21 protein-coding genes and 1 riboswitch are annotated in these 24,019 nt (G+C 37.1%); of the genes, 14 read left to right on the forward strand and 7 right to left on the reverse strand.

From position 1 onward, the window contains the following. Positions 1-402 precede the first annotated feature (402 nt). The 4 genes from EL165_RS25515 to EL165_RS25530 all read left to right on the forward strand — a co-directional run bounded on the left by EL165_RS25515 (position 403) and on the right by EL165_RS25530 (position 6,043). Positions 403-2,295: a DUF3858 domain-containing protein gene (locus EL165_RS25515; RefSeq protein WP_002980539.1), complete on the forward strand. Its 1,893-nt coding sequence runs from the start codon at positions 403-405 to the stop codon at positions 2,293-2,295. A gap of 2 nt (positions 2,296-2,297) precedes the next feature. Next, entirely contained in the window at positions 2,298-4,232 is a 1,935-nt protein-coding gene (locus tag EL165_RS25520) for a transglutaminase-like domain-containing protein (protein ID WP_002980538.1), read from the forward strand. Positions 4,233-4,323: 91 nt separating this feature from the next. Then, complete coding sequence (locus tag EL165_RS25525) at positions 4,324-5,148, forward strand: RsiV family protein (protein ID WP_002980537.1); 825 nt, start codon at positions 4,324-4,326, stop codon at positions 5,146-5,148. A 43-nt stretch (positions 5,149-5,191) separates the two neighbouring features. Further along, positions 5,192-6,043, forward strand: coding sequence for a diacylglycerol/lipid kinase family protein (locus tag EL165_RS25530; RefSeq protein WP_041461838.1), 852 nt, complete (start codon positions 5,192-5,194; stop codon positions 6,041-6,043). 100 nt (positions 6,044-6,143) lie between these two features. Here the strand turns inward: EL165_RS25530 and EL165_RS25535 are convergent, their stop codons facing one another. Next, positions 6,144-7,424, reverse strand: coding sequence for a dicarboxylate/amino acid:cation symporter (locus EL165_RS25535; RefSeq protein ID WP_002980535.1), 1,281 nt, complete (start codon positions 7,422-7,424; stop codon positions 6,144-6,146). A gap of 170 nt (positions 7,425-7,594) precedes the next feature. Next, positions 7,595-9,283 (reverse strand): gamma-glutamyltransferase, encoded by a 1,689-nt coding sequence (ggt, locus tag EL165_RS25540; RefSeq protein ID WP_002980534.1) that lies wholly within the window; start codon positions 9,281-9,283, stop codon positions 7,595-7,597. Positions 9,284-9,483: 200 nt separating this feature from the next. Between ggt and EL165_RS25545 the strand changes: the two genes are divergently transcribed. Both EL165_RS25545 and EL165_RS25550 read left to right on the forward strand, forming a co-directional pair. Next, entirely contained in the window at positions 9,484-10,449 is a 966-nt protein-coding gene (locus EL165_RS25545; protein WP_002980533.1) for an NAD-dependent epimerase/dehydratase family protein, read from the forward strand. 84 nt (positions 10,450-10,533) lie between these two features. Next, on the forward strand, positions 10,534-11,286 hold the full coding sequence (locus EL165_RS25550; RefSeq protein ID WP_002980532.1) for a polysaccharide deacetylase family protein: 753 nt from the start codon (positions 10,534-10,536) through the stop codon (positions 11,284-11,286). 176 nt (positions 11,287-11,462) lie between these two features. Here the strand turns inward: EL165_RS25550 and EL165_RS25555 are convergent, their stop codons facing one another. Continuing rightward, positions 11,463-12,668: a metallophosphoesterase gene (locus tag EL165_RS25555; RefSeq protein WP_002980531.1), complete on the reverse strand. Its 1,206-nt coding sequence runs from the start codon at positions 12,666-12,668 to the stop codon at positions 11,463-11,465. Positions 12,669-12,734: 66 nt separating this feature from the next. Then, the gene (locus EL165_RS25560) at positions 12,735-13,802 is read right to left on the reverse strand and encodes a 3-oxoacyl-ACP synthase III family protein (protein WP_002980530.1); all 1,068 of its coding nucleotides are present in this window, start codon (positions 13,800-13,802) and stop codon (positions 12,735-12,737) included. Between the two features lie 101 nt (positions 13,803-13,903). On the opposite strand from EL165_RS25560, the gene EL165_RS25565 reads away from it, so the two are divergent. The 8 genes from EL165_RS25565 to EL165_RS25600 all read left to right on the forward strand — a co-directional run bounded on the left by EL165_RS25565 (position 13,904) and on the right by EL165_RS25600 (position 20,191). Next, complete coding sequence (locus EL165_RS25565; RefSeq protein ID WP_002980529.1) at positions 13,904-14,473, forward strand: hypothetical protein; 570 nt, start codon at positions 13,904-13,906, stop codon at positions 14,471-14,473. A gap of 72 nt (positions 14,474-14,545) precedes the next feature. Then, a complete protein-coding gene (gene ubiE / locus EL165_RS25570) occupies positions 14,546-15,208 on the forward strand; it encodes a bifunctional demethylmenaquinone methyltransferase/2-methoxy-6-polyprenyl-1,4-benzoquinol methylase UbiE (RefSeq protein ID WP_232529200.1) in 663 nt (220 codons plus the stop codon). Positions 15,209-15,211: 3 nt separating this feature from the next. Then, positions 15,212-15,994: a type IX secretion/gliding motility protein PorT/SprT gene (gene porT / locus EL165_RS25575; RefSeq protein WP_002980527.1), complete on the forward strand. Its 783-nt coding sequence runs from the start codon at positions 15,212-15,214 to the stop codon at positions 15,992-15,994. Then, positions 15,987-16,436, forward strand: coding sequence for a hypothetical protein (locus EL165_RS25580; protein ID WP_002980526.1), 450 nt, complete (start codon positions 15,987-15,989; stop codon positions 16,434-16,436). Before porT ends, EL165_RS25580 begins: the two co-directional genes overlap by 8 nt. Beyond that, a complete protein-coding gene (locus EL165_RS25585) occupies positions 16,436-16,723 on the forward strand; it encodes a cell division protein ZapA (protein WP_002980525.1) in 288 nt (95 codons plus the stop codon). The genes EL165_RS25580 and EL165_RS25585 overlap by 1 nt, the downstream gene beginning before the upstream one ends. A 229-nt stretch (positions 16,724-16,952) precedes the next feature. Next, entirely contained in the window at positions 16,953-18,518 is a 1,566-nt protein-coding gene (gene rny / locus EL165_RS25590; protein WP_002980524.1) for a ribonuclease Y, read from the forward strand. Positions 18,519-18,591: 73 nt separating this feature from the next. Continuing rightward, a complete protein-coding gene (locus tag EL165_RS25595; RefSeq protein WP_002980523.1) occupies positions 18,592-19,833 on the forward strand; it encodes an MFS transporter in 1,242 nt (413 codons plus the stop codon). Between the two features lie 169 nt (positions 19,834-20,002). Beyond that, positions 20,003-20,191 (forward strand): hypothetical protein, encoded by a 189-nt coding sequence (locus tag EL165_RS25600; protein ID WP_002980522.1) that lies wholly within the window; start codon positions 20,003-20,005, stop codon positions 20,189-20,191. An 80-nt stretch (positions 20,192-20,271) separates the two neighbouring features. Here the strand turns inward: EL165_RS25600 and EL165_RS25605 are convergent, their stop codons facing one another. The 3 genes from EL165_RS25605 to EL165_RS25615 form a co-directional block, all read right to left on the reverse strand. Next, positions 20,272-21,207, reverse strand: a complete 936-nt coding sequence (locus EL165_RS25605; protein WP_002980521.1) for a YeiH family protein — start codon at positions 21,205-21,207, stop codon at positions 20,272-20,274. A gap of 105 nt (positions 21,208-21,312) precedes the next feature. Next, entirely contained in the window at positions 21,313-22,191 is an 879-nt protein-coding gene (locus tag EL165_RS25610) for a LysR family transcriptional regulator (protein WP_002980519.1), read from the reverse strand. 295 nt (positions 22,192-22,486) lie between these two features. Next, positions 22,487-23,794, reverse strand: a complete 1,308-nt coding sequence (locus EL165_RS25615; protein WP_002980514.1) for a voltage-gated chloride channel family protein — start codon at positions 23,792-23,794, stop codon at positions 22,487-22,489. 31 nt (positions 23,795-23,825) lie between these two features. Continuing rightward, a riboswitch (Fluoride riboswitch) is annotated at positions 23,826-23,893 on the reverse strand. Positions 23,894-24,019: the final 126 nt, after the last annotated feature.

Here is a 24,019-nt window from a genome sequence, read left to right on the forward strand (position 1 = left end):
TAATATAAGAAAGAGAAAATTAAAAGACTTCAGCAATGAGGTCTTTTTTATTGATAATATGCATTTGTAGAATTAATTGTACCTCTGTTTCATATTAATTCTACACCTTTTGAATTATATGAGTTGTAAATTATTCTAAATTTGAAACGCAGACAATATGAAGCTTATCCCTTCATGCAGCAGAATACATATTCTTCTTTCAATATAGAATGAATAAAAATATTCTGCTTTAACTTTTCAGAAATAACTCATGAAAAGTTGATAATGTGTTCATAGCCTTATAGGTACATTTCAAAACAGTACTTTTTTAAGTATTAGGTTAAGGGCTTCACTGGTTGAAGCCTTTTATATTTTTTTTAACAGTTATTAAGATTTTCTTATTTTTGCATCATCTTAATAACTATGATGAAAATATTAGTCCTTGGGGCTTTATCTACCGCCTCATTATATTTTGCACAAAGCTATCCTGCTTCTGCAATTCCGGTAAATTTAAAGAAAAACGCTGATGTTGTTATACGAAAGGATTTTACAACCATTCAGATCAACAAAATTGATGAAATAAAATATCAGTATAATAAGGTAACTACAGTTTTAAATAAAGATGGGGACGAGGAGGCAGTAGCTTACATTCCTTATGATAAATCAAAAAGTATTTCGAATATAAAGGTTACAATCTATGATGAATCAGGGAAGAAAATTAAAAGTGTTTCAAAGTCTGATTTTAAAGATGTAGCGAACAACCCTCAGGGAGTTTTTTATTCTGATAACAGGATATTGGTTTATTCATATACACCGGTTCAATATCCTTATACTGTTGATTTTTCTTACGAAGCGGAAGATGAAGATACTGTTTTCATCCCGGATTTTGTGCCCTTTACTTCTACTAAAATAGCACTGGAAGAAGCACAGTTTAAAATTGTTAACACCTCGGGAATAGAACTAAGATCTAAAATTTACCCTTCAAAATACAATTATACCACCGTGATAGAAAGCGGCAGTGGCAATGATAAAACATATACCTATAAAAATGTACCTGCCATTGATGATGCTTTTATGATCCCACAGCCTGTTAAAATCTTACCTGCGGTCAACTTTGCTCTGGCAAAATTCAGTCTGGCAGGAAAGCAGGGAACTTTGAATAACTGGACAGATTTCGGAACCTGGATCTACAATGATCTTCTGGTTCCTGTTTCTGCATCTACTCCTGCTATTAAAGCTGAGGTTGCGTCTTTACAATTACAGGGTTCTGTAGAAGATAAAGTAAAGAAAATTTATCAGTATATGCAGAACAAAACCCGGTATATAGCTGTTTCATTAGGAATAGGAGGCTGGCAGCCCATGCTGCCGGATGAAGTTCAGAAAAAAGGATATGGTGACTGCAAGGGACTTACCAACTATATGAAGATTCTTTTGAATGAAGCAGGAATTCCTTCTAATTATTGTATCATCAATTCCGGACGGTCACAGGTTTCCTTTGATCCGGAATTTCCTGCTATGGGTGGAAACCATATTATTCTTATGGTTCCTACAGAAAAAGGAAATATATGGCTGGAAAATACCTCTCAGCAAATTGCTTTCAACCATTTAAGTTACAGTACCACCGACAGAAATGTACTTGCTGTAACTCCGAAAGGAATAGAACTGATCAATACACCCGTTTATAAAGCGGAACAGAATAAAGAAAAACAGAAATTAAGAGTCAACCTTAATGAAGATAACAGTATTACAGGAAGCGGCAGCTTTTCCTATACCGGAAATCAATATGACTACAACTTAAGTTTTGTCAATCTTGATCCTAAGGAAAAAAATGATGCTATAAAAAGGAGGTTTGATATTTTAAACTTTGAAAAAGTAGAAATGAAAAATTTTAATAACGACAGAGACAATGCCGTTATTACTTATGATCTGGATTTCAAGACCAATAATTTCTCCAAGAAAGCCGGAAACAGCCTTCTTTTCAGATCTGTACCAATTTTTACCGATGCTGTCTTTAAAACGGATGAAAACCGTGAGCTTCCTTTTGAAGTAGGGATGTCTTATGAGGACGAGTATGAAATTGCTTTTGTTCTTCCTTTAGGCTATAAAGTGGATGAAATTCCTGACAACTCAAATATCACTTCTGAATTCGGATCCTATAAGCTAGGTTTTGTTAAAGGTGACGGACAGGTAATGGTGACCCGGAAGATACAGATTAATAAAGGATTATATCCGAAAGAAAAGTACAATGACTATATCAATTTCAGAAAAAAGATTCTGAATATGGACAATTCAAAAATTTTAATAACAAAAATATAACCATGAAAAAAATAATAGTATTGCTTCTGTGCTCTACCAATGCAATATTACTCAACGCTCAGAAAAAATATGAATTTCTGAATCCACCTAAATTTAACGAGGCAGATCTGTCCAAAGCAAAATCTTTGTTGGATGAAAATGCACCTGCCGAAATTTTGTATAAATCTGCTTATTTTATGGTAGATGCCAATACCGGTAATCTTCACAAAAGATATTTTTACAGAGTGAAGATATACGATAAAGATAAAGCAGAAGACTGGTTGAATCTCGAAATTCCTATTTATAATGTTGGAAGCAACAGAGAATCACTGGGGAAGTTCAAGGCATTTACCTACAATCTTGAGAATGGAGCGGCTGTTCCTTTAAAAGTAGAAAAGAGTTCTCAATATAAAAGTAAAGAGAATAAATATGTTACGCTGACAAAATTTGCTTTTCCAGGCGTAAAAAACGGATCGGTTATAGAATATCAGTATGAGATTGTATCTCCGTTCCGGTTTATGATTCCAGAGGTGCTGATAGAATCTGATACCCCTTCACTGAATACAGAATATGTTTTAGATGCACCCATCAATATGTCTTATAATGTAAACTATACCGGAGGCCTTACCCCTAAGTACAGGGAAATGGAGGAGAGGCTGTTGTATGGTACTCAATATAAAACCTTTAGATTTGCTTATGAAAATTTAACTGGCTTTAAAACGGAGAAATTTGTAAGAAATGACAGGAATTTCAGAACAAAAATAAGTGCCGAGCTGAACTCTACCAATTTTGGTGAGCTTAAGCTGTATTCATCTTCATGGGACCAGATTGCCAAGAGACTTTATGAAAGTGAAGACTTTGGAGGAGAACTGAAAAGAACAAAGCTTGCAAAAGAAAATATGCCTGCCGGAGTTTCGGAAATGAAGACTGACCTTGAAAAGGCAAATGCTATCTTTTCATACGTACAGAAAACTTTTACCTGGAATAAAGATAAAGGAATTTATACTGAAGACGGGATTAAGAAGCTTTTGGAAACCAAAACAGGGAATGATGCAGAAATTAATCTTTTTCTTGTGATGATGCTTCGCGAAGCTGGTCTTAAAGCTGATCCGTTGGTTATTTCTACCGTAGAAAACGGTCTTATCAATCTGGTGTCTCCTAACGTATCCAATATGAATTTTGTATTGGCTACTGTTAAGCTGGATGATCAGTTACATATTTATGATGCCACCTCCAAGCAGTCTTCATTGGATGAAATCCCCCTTAAAAACTGGAACCAGTATGGAATCCTGGTAACCAAAGATAAGGCACTGCAGATTCAAATGGCTAATCTGAAATCAAGCAATACTTACCTTACCGTGAATGCCAGAATTAATGATGACGGAAGTATTTCCGGAACCTATTCAGACAAAGATACCGGTGCCTATGCCATGTATGTTAAAGACAGCTATGATGATAATCCGGAAAAATATAAAAAGCAGTATAAAGAGAATTTCTCAATAGATTTCACGGATATTGATTCAAAAGTATTGGAAAACGGAGAATTTGAAAGCAGTATGAAGTTTTCTTCAACAAACCTTATTGACAGAGTAGGAAAGAAAATGATTATTAATCCAATGTTGTTTTTAAATAAAAATTCCAATGAATTTGATCAGACCGAAGTCCGAAAATATCCTATCGATTTCGGATCTCCTATAACCAAAGTTAAAAAGGTAATTCTTGAAATTCCTGATGGATATGTAATTGAGGAAATGCCTAAAGAGAAAAAGATTGTAACGGAAGACAAAGAAATAGCCTATACCTATTCAGTACAACAAAAAGGAAATAAGCTGGAAGTAACCACAACCACAAAGGTTAACAGTTCAGACTATCCGAAAGAATATTATCCCGCATTTAAACAAATCTGGGGAGTTGCTTCAAAATTTGAAAATCAGGTGATCAGCCTCGTTAAAAAGTAATTTTTTAGTACGATTTAAATAAAAAATAAAAAATTTTCAGAAACCATTCATCTTTTGAATGGTTTTTGTATTTGATATCAAAAAATAAATTATGAAAAACACGATTGCTGTTATAGCATTATCTTCTTTCCTGGCCGTGGCTTCCTGTAAAAAAAGCGAAACAACAGGACAGGCAGAAAAAACAGAAAACAAAGCTGCAGAAGAATTTGTAGTAGATTCTGTAAAAGTAAATGACTCTACAAAAATTACAGATTCCTTAAAAGTGAGCTTCACTTCAAAACTGTTGGTTTTCCCTACTTTAAAAGATAAAAAACTGCTGGACAGCATCTATTTCCAGAATGAAAAAATCAAAGACTTTTCCAAAGCCGGGCTTCAGGCTTATCTTGATAAAGAAAAGAATGACTATTTCAATGCTGTAAAAAACGATAATAAAGACTGGCTTTCAGATGTGACCTATGCCCAGAATTGGTATTCAAGCTCACACATGAACCTGATTTCCAATAAAAATGGTTATATGCATATTCAGTATGTAGGAAGCGGTTATGAAGGAGGAGCTCATGATAATTACGGATTTTCAGAAAGGGTTTTTGATCTTAAAAACAACAGAAAAATGGAGTTGAAAGATATTACTTCAATGCCTAAAAATAAAATAGAAGCCATTCTGATGAAAAATATCGATAAAATTAACAGCGGAACGATGGATGGCGACGGAGAAGTTAAGAATTCGGAAATGTTATTGGTAGATAAAATTCCGGCTTCTGATAATTTCTATTTTGATGACAAAAACCTGTATTTTCACTACAGTCCTTATGAAATTGCAGCTTTTGCGGCCGGGGATATTACAATTCCTGTTTCATGGGAAGATCTGAAAGATACCTTAAATGCAGAATTCAAAGAAAGAATGAAAATTAAATAAATTAATGCTTCCAGTTCTGGAAGCATTTTTTAATTTTGTGGTGATGGACAAAGTAGCTTTTATTATCAATCCTTTTTCGGCCAAAAAAAACTATCAGCCGTTTTTGAACGAACTTAAAACAAAGGTGAAAGACCCGTTGTATTACGTGTCAGAATCTATTCCCGGAACAGATGAGTTTATTCAGGCTCATTTTGAGGAAGTGGATATTTTTGTGGCAATAGGAGGAGACGGTACTATTTCTACAGTAGCCAAAAACCTTATTAATACAGAGAAAATCCTCGCAATTTTCCCGGCCGGCTCTGGAAACGGATTTTCCAATGAGACACGATTCAGCAAAAACCTGGATGAACTTTTGGAAAAAATAAAAGCAAAAAACTCCAGGAAAATAGATACTTTTACTGTGAACGACAGGCTTTCCATCAATGTCTCAGGAACAGGTTTTGACGGAAAGGTTGTAAAGGAATTTGAAAAAACAAGTCGCGGATTCAAAAATTACATCAAAGTTTCCCTGAAGACTTTCTTCAATTACAAGCCAATTAAAGTAAAGTTTTTTGATGAAGCTTATCAGCAGTACAATGGAAGATATCTGATGATGAACATTGCCAATACCCGCCAGTTTGGTAACAATGCATACATTGCTCCCAAAGCCAGCAAAAGTGATGGTTTGGTTGATATGGTTCTGGTGAAGAAATTTCCGCTTACGTATTCTGCGCTTTTTGCTTTCAGAATGTTTACCAAAAGATTGAAAGATGATGAATATGTTACTTATCTTCCTGTCTCTGAAATATCATTTAAAGTCAATACCAAAAACTGGCATCTGGATGGTGAATTTAATAAAATCAAATCACCGATTCACATTAAGGTACAACCTTCAAGTCTGAATATTCTGATTTAAGGTCCAAGATTCAAGGTTTAAAGTTTTTTTAGTTTAGTCTTTAATGGCTAATCCCTTCAACCTAAAACCTGCTATCTATAATCTCCCATCTGCTACCTGCTTACCCTTCAAGCTTTTTCTCAACATCATGCGGATGGTCCAGGCAGTATTGAAGCTGGTTTTTGTCAAGCTGCTTTTCCCAGTTGGCAACAACAACGGTCGCTACTGAGTTTCCAATAACGTTTGTTAAAGCTCTGCATTCACTCATAAACTTGTCAATTCCGAGAATCAAGGTCATTCCAGCAATCGGAATTTCAGGAACTACAGCCAATGTTGCTGCAAGAGTAACAAACCCTGCGCCTGTAACACCTGCTGCACCTTTTGAACTTAACATCGCTACCAGAAGGAGCATAAGCTGCTTTTCAAGAGGAAGATGAATGTTTAATGCCTGTGCAATAAAAAGAGAGGCAAGAGTCATATAGATATTCGTTCCGTCAAGATTAAAAGAATATCCGGTAGGAACTACCAGGCCTACAATTGCCCTTGAACAGCCTGCTTTTTCAAGTTTTTCCATGATTCCCGGTAAGGCAGATTCCGAAGAACTGGTTCCCAGAACAAGGAGAAGCTCTTCTTTAAGGTAAAAAAGAAATTTGAAAATGTTAAATCCATTATACCATGCCACGGCCCCCAATACGATAACGACAAAAAGAATAGACGTAATATAGAATGTGCCGACAAGAAATATCAGGTTTAATACAGAATGAAGTCCATATTTTCCGATCGTAAAAGCCATTGCTCCGAAAGCTCCGATTGGGGCAAGCTTCATAAGCATATGTACGATTTTAAAAACCGGAGTTGACAGATCCTGTAAAAAATCAGTTACTTTCTGGCTTTTTTCTTTTGTTAAAACCAAAGCAACTCCCATTAAAATAGCCACCAGCAGAACCTGAAGAATATTATCACCCACCAAAGGACTGAATAAAGTCTCCGGGATAATATTCATAATAAAACCGGTAAGAGTAGATTCATGAGCTTTGGCCTGATATTGTGAAACGTCACCCGACAGAGTAGAAGGGTTAATATTTAAACCATGGCCAGGCTGTAAAATATTCCCTACTATTAACCCGATAATAAGAGCAAGGGTTGAAAAAGTGAAAAAGTAAATCATTGCCTTTATTGCAATTCTTCCTACTTTTTTTAAATCGGTCATATGGGCAATTCCCAACGTAAGTGTAATGAAGATTACCGGAGCGATAATCATTTTCACTAATTTGATGAATCCGTCCCCTAAAGGTTTCATCTTTTCTCCCAGTTCAGGATAAAATTTTCCAAGAAGAATACCTGCAATTATGGCGATAATCACCTGGAAATAAAGCTGATTGTATATTTTTTTTGCTTTCAAAGAACAGTCGTTTTGTTTTTTTAAGGGCGAAAATTAAGAAAATTTATCTGAAAACATGACAAATGTCATTGAAAAGAATCTATAGAACTGGTCTTATAAGGTGGTTAAAAAAGTTTCGGCTTCATTCGAAGAATGAAGCCGAAACTGTATTGTTTGATAATCTGACCTGTTTATTCAACGGCAACTGAATCATCTCCACGGCCGTCTGCCACTGCATGAATATTTCCGTTTTCATCAAGAACGATTATTTCTGTTTTTCCGATATATTTTGTCTTTTCAATAACATAATTTTTACTCTTCAGTTCAGAAATGGTACTTTCAGGGAAATTGTTCTCTACCGTAATGGTTTCCGGAAGCCACTGATGGTGGAACTTTGGTGCATTTACTGAGAGATTGGCATTCAGTTTAAAATCTACAACATTTACAATAGATTGGTATACTGATGTTGGAATGGTTGTTCCTCCGGGAGTTCCCACCACCATATAAGGCTTTCCGCCTTTAAGGAGAATGGTTGGTGTCATAGAGGAAAGCATTCTTTTATTAGGCTGGATAGAATTGGCTTCTCCACCCACAGCTCCAAACATATTCGGCACTCCCGGCTTAATAGAGAAATCATCCATTTCATTATTTAAAAAGAATCCTGCTCCGGAAACTAAAACTTTACTTCCGTAATATCCGTTAAGGGTGGTGGTTACTGAAGCAGCATTTCCATCCTTATCTAATACGGAAATATGAGTAGTCTGCATCGATTCCTTAGGCTGTTCTATGATTTTGCCAACTTCTGCGCTTGGAGTAGCTTTATCAAAACTGAAATTTTTCCATCTGCCTTTCAGGTATTCGTCAGAAATCAGGTAAGAAGTTTTATCCTGAATAAAATCCGGATCTCCCATATATTCTGCTCTGTCTGCGAAAGCTCTTCTTTCTGCTTCAGCCATAATCTGAACTGCTTTTGTTGAGTTCTGCTGATATTTTTCCAGGTTTTCAAAACTTGCCATTCTCAGCATTTGAGCAAGCAGCACTCCACCGCTTGATGGTAAAGGCATGGTGACAACATCATTTCCTTTATAATCAAATTCAAGAGCTTTTCTTTCTGCAACTTTATAGTTCTTAAGATCTTCCAGCGTGATGATTCCGTTCCCTCTTTTCATTTCAGCAACCAGGAGTTCAGCTGTTTTTCCTTCATAAAAACCTTTAGCTCCCGATTTCTGAATGCGTTTTAAAGTCTCGGCAAGATCTTTTTGAATTAACAGATCTCCGGCTTTCCAGGGAGTATCTTTTACAAAAATGATCGAAGATTTGTTGTGCTTCTGAAATTTTTCTCTTTGGTTGTTCAGCATTTCTGCTTCTTTATCTGTGATGGTAAACCCTTTTTCTGCGAGATCAATGGCAGGCTGGATGATCTTTTCCATCGGCAGCTTGCAATACTTCAAGGTAGCAAAAAATCCTGCGACACTTCCGGGAACGCCTACTGCCAGCCTTCCATTTTGAGAAAGATCAGTATCCGCTTTTCCTTTTTTGTCGATATACATATCCCGTGAAGCTTTCTTAGGAGCAGTTTCCCTGTAGTCCAATGTAAATCTTTCCCCATTGTTTTTAACCCCCACCAGAAATCCGCCGCCGCCAATATTCCCAGCCTGCGGGTAGACAACAGCAAGCGCATACTGTGTCGCTGTAACAGCGTCATAAGCATTTCCGCCCATCTTTAAGATTTTAGCTCCAGCTTCACTGGCTAAAGGATGTGCAGAGACTACTACACCTTTGTTTTTTACCTGTACTTCCTTGATAATATTGATATCTGTGAATTGAGCCCAGCTGAACTGAACTGCCAACAGCATCGAAGCAATTAAAATCTTCTTCATATGATTGTTTTTTCTTGAAACAAAATTATTGAATTTTCAGTGAATCACAGCCTGATGATCATTGCATTTGATTTTTTCTTTCATTGAAATTATCTTATTGAAGATGAAGATGGTTATCAGAGAAACGTTTTTAAATACACCTTTTTTATTATGGTTGACATGTTTTTTTTACTTTTGTACAATTCTAAAAAAATCTGAAAATGGAATCCTATACGGAAAGAATACTGATTACAGGTGCCCTGGGACAAATTGGTACCGAACTTACAAACAGACTTGTTGAAATCCACGGAGCGGAAAATGTTGTTGCTTCAGGACTGGACAGATGGCAGGAAGGAATTACTTCTGCCGGACACTATGAAAGAATGGATGTTACCAATACGCAATTGGTAAGACAGGTGATTAAAGATTACGATATCACTACAGTGTATCACCTTGCTTCGCTTTTATCCGGGACTTCGGAAAAGCAGCCGATTTTCGCATGGAAATTAAATCTTGAACCACTCCTTCATTTTTGTGAAATGGCGAAAGAAGGGCTTCTTAAAAAGATCTTCTGGCCAAGTTCTATCGCGGTATTTGGAAAAGGAATTCCAAAGCACGATGTGGAACAGGATGTAGTGTTGAATCCTACCACTGTTTACGGGATTTCAAAAATGGCAGGGGAGAAGTGGTGTGAATACTATTTCGACAAACATGGGGTGGATGTAAGAAGTATCAGATATCCCGGGTTGATCTCATGGAAGACGCCTGCAGGAGGTGGAACTACTGACTATGCTGTTGAGATTTTCTACAAGGCCATTGAAGACGGAAAATACACAAGCTTTATTTCCGAGAATACAGGAATGCCAATGCTGTATATGGATGATGCTATCAATGCAACCTTAAAACTGATGGAAGCTCCAAAAGAAAGCTTAACGGTTCGTTCTTCCTACAATCTGGGTGGAATGTCATTTACCCCAAAAGAACTGGCGGAAGAAATCAAGAAAGAAATTCCGGATTTTACGATTGATTATAACCCGGATTTCAGACAGGCAATTGCAGATTCATGGCCGGCTTCTATTGATGATTCAGTAGCAAAAAAAGACTGGGGTCTGACGTATGATTTCGGAATTTCTGAGATGACAAAAGATATGATTAAGAATCTGAAGGTAAAATTAGCTAAGGATTAATAATGTAAAGTAATGCTTTAATTACTTTTATTTTTAACATCTGATTTTTAATATTTTATAAAATTTACATAAATTTTAATTTAAATGGTATTATTGACTTTTAACATCACTTGTATTGAAGCCGGAGTAAAAAACGGCTCTCAAATTTCTGATGAAGAGCGATTAAAAATCACTGAAGATAATACCAAAGCAATTCTTAGAATTTTAGATATTCATGATATCAAATCAAGTTTTTTTGTAGAGATTTCTCTTACTGAAAAACTTCAGAATTTAATAAAAGCAATTTCATCCAAAGGGCATGAAATTGCTTTTTATAATAAAGGTTCAAATCCTGAAGAAATAGAAAATGCCAAAAAGAATATTCAGGATCTGCTGGAAAAACAGATCAGGGGAATCCGCCAGAAAGATGTGAAAGTTCCGCAGGATATTCTGAAGCTGATGGAATTCAATTACGTTTCTAATATTGATAATGCCAATATTCTTTTTCCTTTCAAAAGGCTCAAAAGAGATACGGAAATTACAGAAGAGGACGGACTGAGTATTGTTCCGGAAAGTATCTCTCCTTACAGCCAGCTGCCCTATAATGACTTCGTATTCCAGATCCTGCCGATGAAGTATTATCAGAATATGGTGCTGGAGACTTTGCAGAATGAAGAATTTGTGCTGATCTATCTTAACACATGGCAGTTTACGGATTTTAAAAAATACCGTTTTGATATTCCTTTTTACCGCAGCTTATTTTCGGGTAAAAAAATGGAGGACAAATTAGATGCCCTCCTTACTTTTCTCAATGACAGGGAAATGGCTACTTCCCGTATGAAAGATTATATTTTTTAGGTGATAGGTTGTAGGGATTAGATTGCAGGGATTAGGTAAAGGGTTTAAGGTTTTAAGTTCAAGGTTCAAGGTTTAATGTTTGATGTTTGATGTTGTGTGTAACACCTAACCCGGAATAAACTAACTCGCAACCAAACAACCAGCAACCAATAACCCGCATCCCGGACCCCGCCTCTCTAACTCAGTTCAAAAAGTGTAATCTCCGGCAATACACCCACTCTTCCCGGATATCCCAATACTCCAAACCCTCTGTTAACATACAGCAGCTTTCCTTCACTTTCATATAAATCTGCCCACTTAGGATATTTATATTGTACCGGTGACCATTTTACATTTTTAAGATCCAGACCAAACTGCATCCCATGAGTGTGTCCCGAAAGGGTTAGATGGATGTTTGCAGGATGTTTTTTTACCACATAATCAAAGTGGGTAGGGTCATGGCTCATCAGGATCTTCGTGGCGGATTCCGGTACGTTTTTTAAAGCATCATCAATTTTACCAAATTGAGGGAAAGGTTTTAATCCCCAGTTTTCAACACCTAGAATATAGAGCTTTTCTCCGTTTTTTTCAATAATCCTGTGCTCGTTTCTCAACATATCAAATCCGGCTTGTTTTTCATAGCGGATCAGGGTGTCAAGATTTTCTTTTTTGGCTGCAGGTGATTCCCAGGTTACATAATCTCCGTAATCATGGTTACCCAATACCGCAAACTTGCCATCTTTAGCCTGTATTTTTGAAAATAAAGGAATAAACGGTTTAAACTCATCCGCAACATTATTCACCATATCTCCGGTAAATAACACCAGGTCGGGCTTTTGTTCATTGATCAGCTCAATGGCATGCTCTAATTTGCCTGGATCAGAGAAGCTTCCGCTGTGAACATCAGAAATCTGGATGATTTTATAGCCTTTGAAGCTTTTCGGAAGATTGGTGAAATTTACCCTTACTCTTCTCACTTTATGTCTGTACTTTCCAAACGTGATTCCATCTATGAAAAGAGCAGAAAGAACCCCACTCATTCCCAATCCGACAAGGCTCAGGAATTTTCGTCTTTCCGGGAAGAAGTTTTCTGAAGGTTTGGAAAAACCTATAAGATAGCCTCCGATTCTGATGATATCATCAATTAATAAAAACAGAACCACGAAAATTTTCGGAAGGATAAAAATCAAAAATAATGAAATCATGATCTGGGCCCTTACCATGCTTCTGTCTGATCTCTGGTAATGGGTAACTTCATAAGCGAAGATTCCATACACAGCTAATGATATAACCCAGTATCCGATTTTGATCCAAAGGTTGTCGGTAAGTGTTCTGACAGCCTGGTAAATATATATTTCCAAAAAGAGGAAGATTCCGGCAATGATTAAAAAATTCTTTTGCATGTCTGATCAAAAAAAGCACAAAGAATAACTTCCCTGTGCTTTATATTTTTTTGTTTATTAAATATTTTAAGGAAATCTGTAAACGATAGCATTGATGTTCATTCCGGCACCTACCGAAGTCATCACAATGTTACCTTTTTCTTTAAACGATTGACCCTCCATTTTTCCTTTAATTATTAAATCATACATGGTAGGAATAGTTGCTACAGAAGTGTTTCCGAAATCCTGGATCGTCATTGGAGAGATAGCATGATCGTATTCTTTCACATCATAAAGCTTGTGAAGTCTTTCAATCATGGCGTAATCCATTTTAGCATTAGCCTGGTGAATTAAGATTTTGTCTATATCTTCAATAGAAAGACCTGCATCAGTAATGGTATCTTTGATGGCAACCGGTACATTTTTCAGAGCGTATTCATAGATTTTTCTTCCTAACATTCTTACATATAGACGTCTCTGATCAACTTCTTTATTGATGGAAGGTGCGTTTTCAAGATAGTTCAGTTCCGGGCCATTGTCACAGATTGTATTGTGAGCGATAATACCTACATTTTCTTCATCTGTTGCTTTTACGACTACAGCTCCTGCACCGTCAGCAAAAATCATTCTGTTTCTGTCATGAGGATCTGTTACGCGGCTTAATGTTTCACCTCCTATTACCAGAATCGTTTTGGCTACTTTGGCTTTGATCAGGTTATCTGCCAGAATCATGGCTTCTACCCATCCAGGGCATCCGAAAAGCATATCGTAGGTTACGCACTTTCTGTTTTTGATTCCCAGTTTGTTCTTCACTCTCGCTGCCATGGTAGGCATAAAATCAGCATATCCGTGTTCAGTAACTTCCCCGAAATTGCTTGCATAAATAATATAATCCAGGTCCTCGCCATCTACTTTTGCATCCTCAAGGGCAATTTTTGCAGCTTCATAACCGATTTGTGAGTTGGAAAGATGATCCTCAATGAATCTCCTGTTTTCGATTTCTGTAATCTCTACAAATTTCGCAATGGTTTCTTCCACAGGCTTTTCAATCTTTACTCCGTCTTCAGTGTAGAACTCAGAATTCATGAAGTAATCTCTACCAATAACTCTGTTCGGAATATAACATCCAGAGCCAATAATGATCGTATTCGGCATTCGTTTATATGATTTTTTTAAAGTTGCAAAGTTAATAATTAATATTAATAACGGAGAATTAAAAATATTATTAAATTTGCAAAAATTGTACTTTACAATCTATGAAAAACAACTCGTCCTTAAAAGGCTTACTTATTGCAGCTGTGGCGTTTATCGTTGCCTTTGGGATCTACTTCCTTTTTTTAGCCAAGAAGAATTATTATGTTGTAGATAATCCTACCCCGAACACCTACTATTTCAAGATCAACAACGGATCTGAAGGAATTATTTCAGCGGGGCAGTATGTGCATGTGGATTTGAATAAAGGGAAAAACTCTATTCAGGTTTTTGATCAGAACAAAAAAATGCTGTATGACTCGGCATTTGAAGTTAACAAACTTCGTGGTCTGATCAATATTACACACCAGGATTACTACATTAACGATCAGTATTACGGTTACAATCTTAAAAAAGATTCGTTACTGGCCAATCTTGATAAAACGGTCATTGACGGAAAGGATTATTACGGAGGAGCCAGACACTTCAATAAGCTTTACACAGAAGATTTTTATTACAATGTGGATGAAGACTATGACAAAGTGATCAAGAATATCCAGAAAGTGGAATCAAGATCCAAAATCTTCAGAAAGCAGGATTACCTAAATTATTACAAAGAATATTACAAGTTTTAAGTTTTGACAAAAGATATCACCAAAGTTACTCCCTACAATTCAGAGGCTACAAAAAAAAGCCAGGTAGAGGATATGTTCGACAACATTGCACCGAAGTATGACCTTCTGAACCATGTTTTATCCATGAAAATTGACGTTTTGTGGAGAAATAAACTGGTAAAATGGATGAAAAATGATAATCCGCAGGAAGTGCTGGATGTGGCTACAGGAACGGGAGATCTGGCAATAACTATTGAAAAAGGAACCGGTTCTAAAGTGGTTGGATTAGATTTATCACAACAAATGCTGAATGTTGGCGTTATTAAAATAAAAAAACTTAAATTAGACGGCAAAATTTCCATGCAAAAAGGAGATGCAGAAAATTTACCTTTCGAGGACAATAGATTTGATGCGGTTTCCGTTGCATTTGGAGTAAGGAATTTTGAGAACCTTACCAAAGGTTTGGCAGAGTTAAGAAGAGTAGTTAAAGATAACAAAAGTGTTTATATACTGGAGTTTTCAAAGGTTGAGGGTTTCATGGGGCCATTTTATATGTTTTATTTCAAAAATATATTGCCTGCGATTGGCAGACTGGTTTCCAAGGATAATAGGGCATATACATACCTTCCGGATTCTGTAAATGCTTTTCCTTTCGGGGAGAAGATGAAGCAAATTCTTTTAGATACGGGATTTAAGAAAGTTGAATATAAAAAATTAAGTTTAGGTATAGCCACAATTTATAAAGCAACAAAGTAACCTATGAATAAATTTCTATTAAAAGCACTGGTTTTAACCTCAGTAAATGTTGCCGTTTTTGCAAACGCGCAATTCAGAACCCGAAACAGAATGGACAAGTTGGAAGATTTCGACGAACAGAAATTCAGTTGGGGGTTTTATTTGAACGGGAACAGACTGGATTACCGCATTGTTTTACATCCGAAATATGGGATGAATGATAATGAAAACCTTGTTACCTCTAAGGAAAGTTATAGTTTCGGTGCCGGGCTTATTGCAAAATGGAGACTGAACGACTATTTAGACGTAAGAATAGAGCCGGGTTTACAGTTTGCACAAAGACAGTTGACTTTTAATACTCAATCCAATGATATTTATGCAGGTGGATCTTTAACGAATGATCCCTTCATACCGTTCCCTTTACAGGAAAAGGATAAAGTAAGAGAAATTAAATCTACATTAATAGATATTCCGGTACTTCTGGAGCTTCACGGACAAAGATGGTACAACTCAAGACCTTACGTTGCAGCAGGGGTGAACTACGTAGTAAACCTTCAGTCTAATGCAACTTCTACAGATGATAACATGCAGGGGATCTTCAGATCTACCACCCACAACTTTGCATGGTCTGCAGAAATGGGAATCCAGTTTTATTTCAACAAGTTTAAACTGACTCCTGCGATCAGAGGAACATTCTTCATGAACAATGAAAAAGTGGCGGATAACGCAACTACACCTCCTTACTGGGCATCTGCAGTTTCTACATTGCAGACAAGAGCAGTAATGTTTGTTCTGAAATTTGAATAAAAAAATTTTCAGTGGAAAATACATGGGAGACGCTCTGGCGCCTCCTTTTTTGTTTATATATCAAAATATAGAGCGTTTTATTTTTGTTAGTGTTATTATTTTTTTATTTTTGCTTTTAGTTAGAATATACAAACCTGAAATGCTTCAAGATTTAGAAAATAATTTTTCAGAATTAGAGAGAAAGATTTCGACTCTGCAAAAGAACTATAAAAATCTTACGGAAAATTTAAAAGAATTAAGTATTGAGCATGAAGAGTTGAAGAAGAAGTATGATGAAGAAAGAAGAAAAAATCAGGTATTAGCAGAAGAACAAAAAAATATAAAACTTTATTCAGCAATATCAGGAAATCCTGAACACAATAGATTAATGAAAAACCATATCAACAGATTGGTAAAAGAAATTGATTTCTGTATTGCTCAGCTTCAAAACAGTGGATTATAATGGAGATAAGGAGAATAACCGTCAACATTGCAGGAAGAGTGTATCCGCTGAACGTACCGGCAGCAGAGGAAGAAACTTTGCGTAAAGTAGGGAAGCAGATCGAGAATATGATTAAAGATTTTGAACAGAATTTCGATGTAAGAGATAAACAGGATGCTTTGGCTATGTGTGCCCTTAAACTGGGAACCAATGCAGAAGTGGTTTCTCTTAACTACGAGAAAAATATTAATTCTACCAACGAAAGATTAGCACAGATTAATCAATCGTTGAATGAAATCGGGAAATAGATTTTTTTTCCTGAAAAATTACTGCCTACAATAATTCTAACACATTAAAGGTAAACTCAACGCTAAACAATTACCGAACAAATGTCCATTGAATGGCGCGCCGGACTTCCGGATTACAGACAGTGGAAATCAGTTCAAATCGTGTTGATTAGGAGTTTACTCTCAATCTCTGGATTATTGTAGGCTTTTTTTATTTAGATATGAATACAATTAAAACTCAATATATATTATGATAGAAGTTATAGTCGGTGTTGTTTGTTTGGTAATCGGGGCTGTAGTGGGAATATTTTTTTCCAGAAGTTCTCTGAATACTAAAGCAAAATTCATCATAGATGATGCCAAGAAGAATGCCGAAAACCTTATAGAAAAAGCTAATGTACAGGCTGAATCCATAAAGAAAGAAAAAAATCTCCAGGCAAAAGAAAAATTCCTGGAACTGAAATCACAGCATGATGCTGACATTCAGGCCCGCGAAAAGAAAATGCAGGAGATTGAGAAAAGAATCAAGGATAAAGAACATAAGCTGAATGACGAGCTTAGCAAGACCGGAAAACTTGAAAAAGATCTGGATAAGCAGATTGCTGACTACGCTAAGAAGAACGAAATTCTGGAAAGAAAACAGCAGGAGCTGGATGTTGCAACAGCTAAGAAAGTAGAAATACTTGAGAAAATTTCCAACTATACCGCTGAAGAAGCCAAAGCAGAATTGGTAGAAACCATGAGAGCTGAAGCAAAAACAAGAGCGCAGGCACACGTTCAGAGCATCATGGAGGAAGCTCAGATGAATGCTAAAAACGAAGCAAGAAAAATCGTTATCCAAACGATCCAGAGAATCGGAACAGAGCAGGCTATCGAAAATTCAGTATCAGTTTTCAACATTGAGTCTGATGAAGTAAAAGGTAGAATTATCGGTAGAGAAGGTAGAAACATCCGTGCTTTGGAAGCCGTAACAGGAGTAGAGATCATTGTTGACGATACACCGGAAGCCATTCTTCTTTCTTGTTTCGATCCGGTAAGAAGAGAAATTGCAAGACTATCCCTTCACAGATTGGTAACTGACGGTAGAATTCACCCGGCAAGAATTGAAGAAGTTGTTGAAAAAACAAGAAAACAGATCGAGGAGGAAATCATTGAAGTAGGTAAGAGAACCATCATTGATTTAGGAATCCACGGATTACACCCTGAGCTGATCAAAATCGTTGGTAGAATGAAATACCGTTCTTCTTACGGGCAGAACTTATTGCAGCACTCAAGAGAAGTTGCCAATATCGCTGCAACAATGGCTGCTGAGTTAGGATTAAACGTAAAATTAGCAAAAAGAGCAGGTCTTTTACATGATATCGGTAAAGTTCCTGAGCAGGAATCAGAATTACCACACGCATTGTTAGGAATGCAGTGGGCTGAGAAATACGGTGAAAATCCGGAGGTTGTTAACGCAATCGGAGCGCACCACGACGAAATTGAAATGAAATCATTATTATCACCAATCATCCAGGTTGCCGATGCGATCTCAGGAGCAAGACCGGGAGCAAGAAGACAGGTATTGGAATCTTATATCCAGAGATTGAAAGACCTTGAATCTGCAGCATTAAGCTTCGATGGAGTATCCAGTGCCTATGCAATCCAGGCGGGTAGAGAACTGAGAGTAATGGTAGAAAGCGGAAAAGTAAACGATGAAGTAGCTTCCCAGCTTTCTTACGATATCTCTGAGAAAATCCAGAATGAACTGACTTATCCGGGACAGGTAAAAGTAACAGTGATCAGAGAAACAAGAGCTGTGAATATTGCCAGATAATAATCAGAAAAAGATATTTGATAAAAACCTTTCAAGAAATTGAAAGGTTTTTTATTTTTATCAAAACTTAAAAATGCAAGAACTGTCCATGTCTTCGAAACTGAAGTACATTTTCTCTATTCCCGTTATTATATCAGCCCTCGGCTACTTTGTAGACATCTATGATCTCCTTTTGTTTGGAATTGTCAGAATACCCAGCTTAAAGGCATTGGGACTGAATCCCGATGCAGACGGAACCTTTATTCTGAACTGTCAGATGGTGGGGCTTCTTCTCGGAGGTGTTTTCTGGGGGATCTTCGGAGATAAAAAAGGAAGACTTTCCGTACTCTTCGGGTCTATTCTGGTGTATTCATTGGCTAATATTGCCTGTGGTTTCCTGCCTTATTTTCCAAAAGAACATTTAGTATACCAATATGCCGGTTTAAGGTTCATTGCTGGTATTGGCTTGGCCGGAGAGCTTGGAGCCGGAATTACGCTGGTTTCTGAAAGCCTGCCGAAGAATTTAAGGGCAATAGGAACCTCAGTTGTTGCCGGATTCGGATTAATGGGCGCTGTTGTTGCCCAGCTTACTGTAGAGCTGGCTGGTGGCTGGAACATTTCTTACATAATCGGTGGGATTATGGGAATCATGTTATTGATACTGAGAATCAGCGTATCGGAATCCGGGATTTACAAGAATATTGAGCATAAAAATGTCTCAAAAGGAAACTTTCTCTCTTTCTTTACCAATAAAGACCGATTGATAAGGTATTTAAAATGTATTGCAGTAGGATTACCTACGTGGTATTGCATAGGGATTCTGGCTGTTTTAGCCAATCAGTTTGCCCCTGAATTAGGTATAAAGGATATCAACCCCGGAAAAGCAATTATGTGGGCTTATATAGGTATTTCTGTCGGTGATCTGCTGAGCGGTTTTATTTCTCATGCTTTAAAATCACGCAAAATGGCCATCTTTTACATGTTGATCTTTACACTGATTGGGGTCGCCATCATGCTGTTCGGAAATACCAATACCGAAACCAAATATTATCTGTTTTGTGTCTGGCTGGGATTTGGTACAGGATATTGGGCTATGTTTGTGACATTAGCCGCAGAACAGTTTGGAACCAATATCAGAAATACAGCAACAACAACTGTTCCGAATATGGTGAGAGGCCTTGTTCCTGTTATGATTCTGGCTTTTGATTCACTTAAAGCTCATTTTCCTGTGGTGGAAAGTGCTGCCATTGTAGGGGTGGTAGTATTCGGGCTGGCATTTTATTCATCACTTACGATTTCAGAAACCCACGACAAAGATCTTGAGTTTACAGAATAAATGAAACTGTTTAAAAAAAATAAAAAAGTTATTCCTTGTTTTGAATATAATAATCAGGTTATAATCAATAAATTATTAACTTTTATACTAAATTTTGTTGCGTGTTATTAATATTTGTTTAACTTTGGAAAGTAACTAAAACTATATTTGTTTAATCAAACTAAATCTCATGAACATTATGAAAAATGCTAAAAAATTAAGAAAGCAGGATCTGAAAAACATTACTGGAGGAATAAGCGGAAATCCTGATTTATCTCTTTGCGGATGCAGCTGCTCAGGATCAGTAACAGGACCGTGGTATTGCGTACAGTATATTGCTTGTCCGCAGGTTTATACTTGTGGTGAAGCTGCTATCTAAAGAAATTATTTCAATATGAAATAAACATTTCCACATTTAATATGCAGCACCCTTTTGTTTTCAAAAGGGTGCTGCTCTTTTTAACGGATAATGTAAAGAAGACTTCCGGCACTTATCGTAATCCAGAGGAGTACTGCGGTAAGCAACGGCTTTAATCCTATAGATTTCAGGGTTTGAAGGGAAAGGGTAGAACCGATGAAAAACAGGGTCAGATTAAGTCCGGATTTTGCCAGAACTGTGATTGAGCTACTGAAACGGTCAAGAACCGGGAAATATGTATTCAAAAGAATAGCAATAATAAAATAGCCGATGAACCATGGAATTTTTATTTTAGTTCCTTTACTTTTAAAAATAAACATAGTAATCAGTGAAACCGGGATAATCCATAATGCACGGGCAAGCTTCACTGTCGTTGCTATTTTCAGAGCCTCATCGCCATATTTGCTTGCAGCACCTACTACAGAACTTGTATCATGAATTCCCACTGCACACCAAAGCCCGAACTGCTCCTGTGAAAGATTCAGCAGATGCCCTATCGCAGGATAGACAAACAACGCAATTGAATTTAAGGTAAAAACAATCGCCAGCGCAAGGGAAATCTGTTTCGTGCTTGGTTTAATAATGGGAGATACTGCCGCGATGGCACTTCCTCCACAGATAGCTGTTCCTGCAGACAAGAGATAAGACAAGGGCCTTTCCAGTTTAAATATTTTTCCCAGAAAATATCCCAAAACCATGACAGTAACAATACTTACAATAGTCAGCATCAAGCCTGTTTTTCCCGCATTAAGAGCTTCATCCAGCTTTAACCCGAATCCCAGTCCTACAATTGAAATCTGCAGCAGCAGATGAATATATTGATGAAGATGTTTTTCAAAAGGGTTTCCCATAAAAACAGCCAGGGCAAATCCCAAAGCAAGGGCAATTGGAGAAGATATGAGCGGTGTAAGGCATAATACGGCCAAAACTATAAAGAATACTTTCCGGGTCATTTCATTCTGAATGAAATCTTTCATAATGCGAACTTTTAAAATCTGCACCAAAATTCCGGAAAATAGTATAACAAAATAAATCGTATTTTGTTATATAGGATAACTATAAGTTATATCTTTGCTTGTTCTTTATTGCTCTGCAAATCTCAGGAAAAGCTTAATCAGTTCAGACTGCTCACCTTTAGGAAGGATAAAATGAAAATCCCTTTCAATACTGAAGTTTTTAATATCAATGACGGTAAGGATATTATTTTTAAGTTCATTCAATATGGTGCTGATGGAAAGAAAGGCCACACATTCCGAATGAAGAAGGTAATTTTTAATACTTTCACTGCTTCCCAACTGCATAACGGTATTCAATTCATTGATATTGATTCCTTTTTCTTTGAGCCTGTTTTGTATGAACTCCAGCGTACCGGAACCCTGTTCTCTGAAAATCAGATCCAGCTGATAAAGGTCCTTCAGGTGTAAAGTTTTATGAGCAAGAGGATGATCGGATTTTGCTGCCAAAACAATTTCATCCGGCTTGAAAGTCCTGTACTCAAAATAAGAAGACTGCGACTCACCTTCGATAATACCAAGGTCAATTTTTTCTTCCTTTAAAAGTGATGAAATAGCTTCCGTATTGCCCGTAAGAAGCTCAATCTTAATGTCTTTATAGTAAGTATTAAATTTGGCTAAAATTTCAGGCAAAATATACTGCGCAACCGTTGTGCTTGCTCCGATAATCAGTTTTCCCTTATGTTGTTGATTGATCTGGCTGATTTCAAACTCCATGTCACGGTAGATATTTCTGATCTTTTCAGCATGTTCATACAAAATCTTACCGCTTTGGGTCAACTGAATAGAAGTTCCTTTACGGTCAAATAACTTCGCGCCTACCTGGGTTTCAATTTCTTTAATGTGTTTGGTGACAGCAGGCTGTGAGATATGAAGCTCTTCTGAAGCTTTAGTGAAACTTAAGCGGGAAGCTACCGTATGGAAAACTTTTAATCTGTAATCGAACATGGCGTAAAATTACGAATTATAGTTGGAAACGGGAAGTGGAGTGAGTTTGAGAGTTTGAGAGTGTAAGGGGTTAATGCATTAAGGTTTCGGGTTTTCAGGTTTCGTGGTACGGGATTCGGGATTTCAGGTTTGGGTTTTTAAGTTTGAGGGATTTTGGGTTCAAGATGTTATAAGTGAAGAACTGAGAGCTAATAAAAACCAGCATCCCGCAACCAACAACAAAATAAACTAATAACTGTAACCCCGCATCCCGTAACTCGTAACTCGTAACCCGCACCCCGCATCTCGAAACCCCTTATAAAAAATCCGAAACAGATCTGTCCTGCTGGCTTTCGTATCTTCTGTTTTTTGCTTCTCCTATTTTCTGCTTTGCATAAATGCTGTTATGTCCTGAAAGAAGATAAGATACAACACAAGCAATAGCTACATATACACCGCATTCTGCCCCGAATAATTCAATTCCCATCAGCATACAGGCCAAAGGAGTATTGGTGGCTCCGGCAAATACAGCAACAAATCCCATCCCGGCCAATAGCCCGAAAGGTAAAGGAATAAAAAGAGATAAAGCACTGCCTAGAGTAGCTCCGATAAAAAACAGCGGGGTAACTTCACCACCTTTAAATCCGGCCGAAAGCGTAACAATGGTAAAGATCATTTTTAAGGCAAAATCATATAGTGGAAGCTGCTTTTCAAAAGATTCCATAATCATAGGAATTCCCAGTCCAATATAACGGGTAGTACCCATGGCAAAAACGGCAAGTGCTATTATGATTCCTCCGGCAACAGGTCGAAGCGGAGGATATTTGACTTTCGATTTGAAAAAAGATCCCATCCAATGAATGATTTTACTGAAAGCAGCGGCACAGATTCCAAAAGCAATACCTGCCAGAATACTGTAAAGAATGGGTAAAAATTCCAGTTTTGGTACGAAATCAATATGATAATGGGTATGTTTTACTTTCCAGAGATTGGTCACCAGGTCAGCAAGAACGGCCGAAGCAAATGCAGGGAAAATAGCATTATAACGGATTCTTCCTATTAGAAAAACTTCAAGACCGAAAACAGCACCAGCCAAAGGAGTTCCGAAAACAGAGCCAAATCCGGCGGCTATCGCTGAAATAATCAGTACTTTTCTATCATTTCGGTCGAGCTTAAAAGGTTTTGTAAGCTGATCTGCAATAGCACCTGCCATTTGAAGCGCTGTTCCTTCACGACCTGCAGAGCCTCCGAAAAAATGAGTCGCAATCGTTCCCAGATAAACAAAGGGAGCCATTTTAAACGGAATGATGCCTTTGGGCTCATGGATGGTATCGATCAACAGGTTATTTCCGGCTTCAACATCTTTCCCGAAGTAATAGTAAAGCAGTCCTATCAAAAATCCGGCAACAGGAAGAAAAGCTATCAGCCAGAGATGATTTTCTCTGAAATTGGTAACCCATTCCAACGACTGAAGAAATCCTGCAGAAGCGGTTCCAACCAAAGCTCCTATAATCATACTGATGAACAGCCATTTTAAAATATAAGGCAGTGCCGGGAATTTTCTGAAGAAAAAATGAGTGTGAAAAACTGCTTTTTTACCAAGTGTCCATTGATTTTTTGACATAATAATCCTGATTAGTTATTTGTTAATAATCTTTTAATCAGGCGTCATCAGCTTTTGTAAAGCGGTTGGGTAAGGAAGAACACCATTTCCTTTTTGATATTGCAAATGTAATAATAAAAGATAAAAGATAAAAGATAAAAGATAAAAGATAAAAGATAAAAGATAAAAGATAAAAGATCTTTTCATTAAACATCAGCTATACATTCAGATGTCAGATACCAAGGG

The sequence above is a fragment of the Chryseobacterium gleum genome (assembly GCF_900636535.1).
GTDB lineage: Bacteria > Bacteroidota > Bacteroidia > Flavobacteriales > Weeksellaceae > Chryseobacterium > Chryseobacterium gleum.

What these genes read in the sequence shown, in the direction of transcription:
- EL165_RS25515 (WP_002980539.1), top strand. Translation starts at nt 403, where the DNA reads ATGATGAAAATATTAGTCCTTGGGGCTTTATCTACCGCCTCATTATAT.
- EL165_RS25520 (WP_002980538.1), top strand. Translation starts at nt 2,298, where the DNA reads ATGAAAAAAATAATAGTATTGCTTCTGTGCTCTACCAATGCAATATTA.
- EL165_RS25525 (WP_002980537.1), top strand. Translation starts at nt 4,324, where the DNA reads ATGAAAAACACGATTGCTGTTATAGCATTATCTTCTTTCCTGGCCGTG.
- EL165_RS25530 (WP_041461838.1), top strand. Translation starts at nt 5,192, where the DNA reads ATGGACAAAGTAGCTTTTATTATCAATCCTTTTTCGGCCAAAAAAAAC.
- ggt (WP_002980534.1), bottom strand. Translation starts at nt 9,283, where the DNA reads ATGAAGAAGATTTTAATTGCTTCGATGCTGTTGGCAGTTCAGTTCAGC.
- EL165_RS25545 (WP_002980533.1), top strand. Translation starts at nt 9,484, where the DNA reads ATGGAATCCTATACGGAAAGAATACTGATTACAGGTGCCCTGGGACAA.
- EL165_RS25550 (WP_002980532.1), top strand. Translation starts at nt 10,534, where the DNA reads ATGGTATTATTGACTTTTAACATCACTTGTATTGAAGCCGGAGTAAAA.
- EL165_RS25555 (WP_002980531.1), bottom strand. Translation starts at nt 12,668, where the DNA reads ATGCAAAAGAATTTTTTAATCATTGCCGGAATCTTCCTCTTTTTGGAA.
- EL165_RS25560 (WP_002980530.1), bottom strand. Translation starts at nt 13,802, where the DNA reads ATGCCGAATACGATCATTATTGGCTCTGGATGTTATATTCCGAACAGA.
- EL165_RS25565 (WP_002980529.1), top strand. Translation starts at nt 13,904, where the DNA reads ATGAAAAACAACTCGTCCTTAAAAGGCTTACTTATTGCAGCTGTGGCG.
- ubiE (WP_232529200.1), top strand. Translation starts at nt 14,546, where the DNA reads ATGTTCGACAACATTGCACCGAAGTATGACCTTCTGAACCATGTTTTA.
- porT (WP_002980527.1), top strand. Translation starts at nt 15,212, where the DNA reads ATGAATAAATTTCTATTAAAAGCACTGGTTTTAACCTCAGTAAATGTT.
- EL165_RS25585 (WP_002980525.1), top strand. Translation starts at nt 16,436, where the DNA reads ATGGAGATAAGGAGAATAACCGTCAACATTGCAGGAAGAGTGTATCCG.
- rny (WP_002980524.1), top strand. Translation starts at nt 16,953, where the DNA reads ATGATAGAAGTTATAGTCGGTGTTGTTTGTTTGGTAATCGGGGCTGTA.
- EL165_RS25595 (WP_002980523.1), top strand. Translation starts at nt 18,592, where the DNA reads ATGCAAGAACTGTCCATGTCTTCGAAACTGAAGTACATTTTCTCTATT.
- EL165_RS25600 (WP_002980522.1), top strand. Translation starts at nt 20,003, where the DNA reads ATGAACATTATGAAAAATGCTAAAAAATTAAGAAAGCAGGATCTGAAA.
- EL165_RS25605 (WP_002980521.1), bottom strand. Translation starts at nt 21,207, where the DNA reads ATGAAAGATTTCATTCAGAATGAAATGACCCGGAAAGTATTCTTTATA.
- EL165_RS25610 (WP_002980519.1), bottom strand. Translation starts at nt 22,191, where the DNA reads ATGTTCGATTACAGATTAAAAGTTTTCCATACGGTAGCTTCCCGCTTA.
- EL165_RS25615 (WP_002980514.1), bottom strand. Translation starts at nt 23,794, where the DNA reads ATGTCAAAAAATCAATGGACACTTGGTAAAAAAGCAGTTTTTCACACT.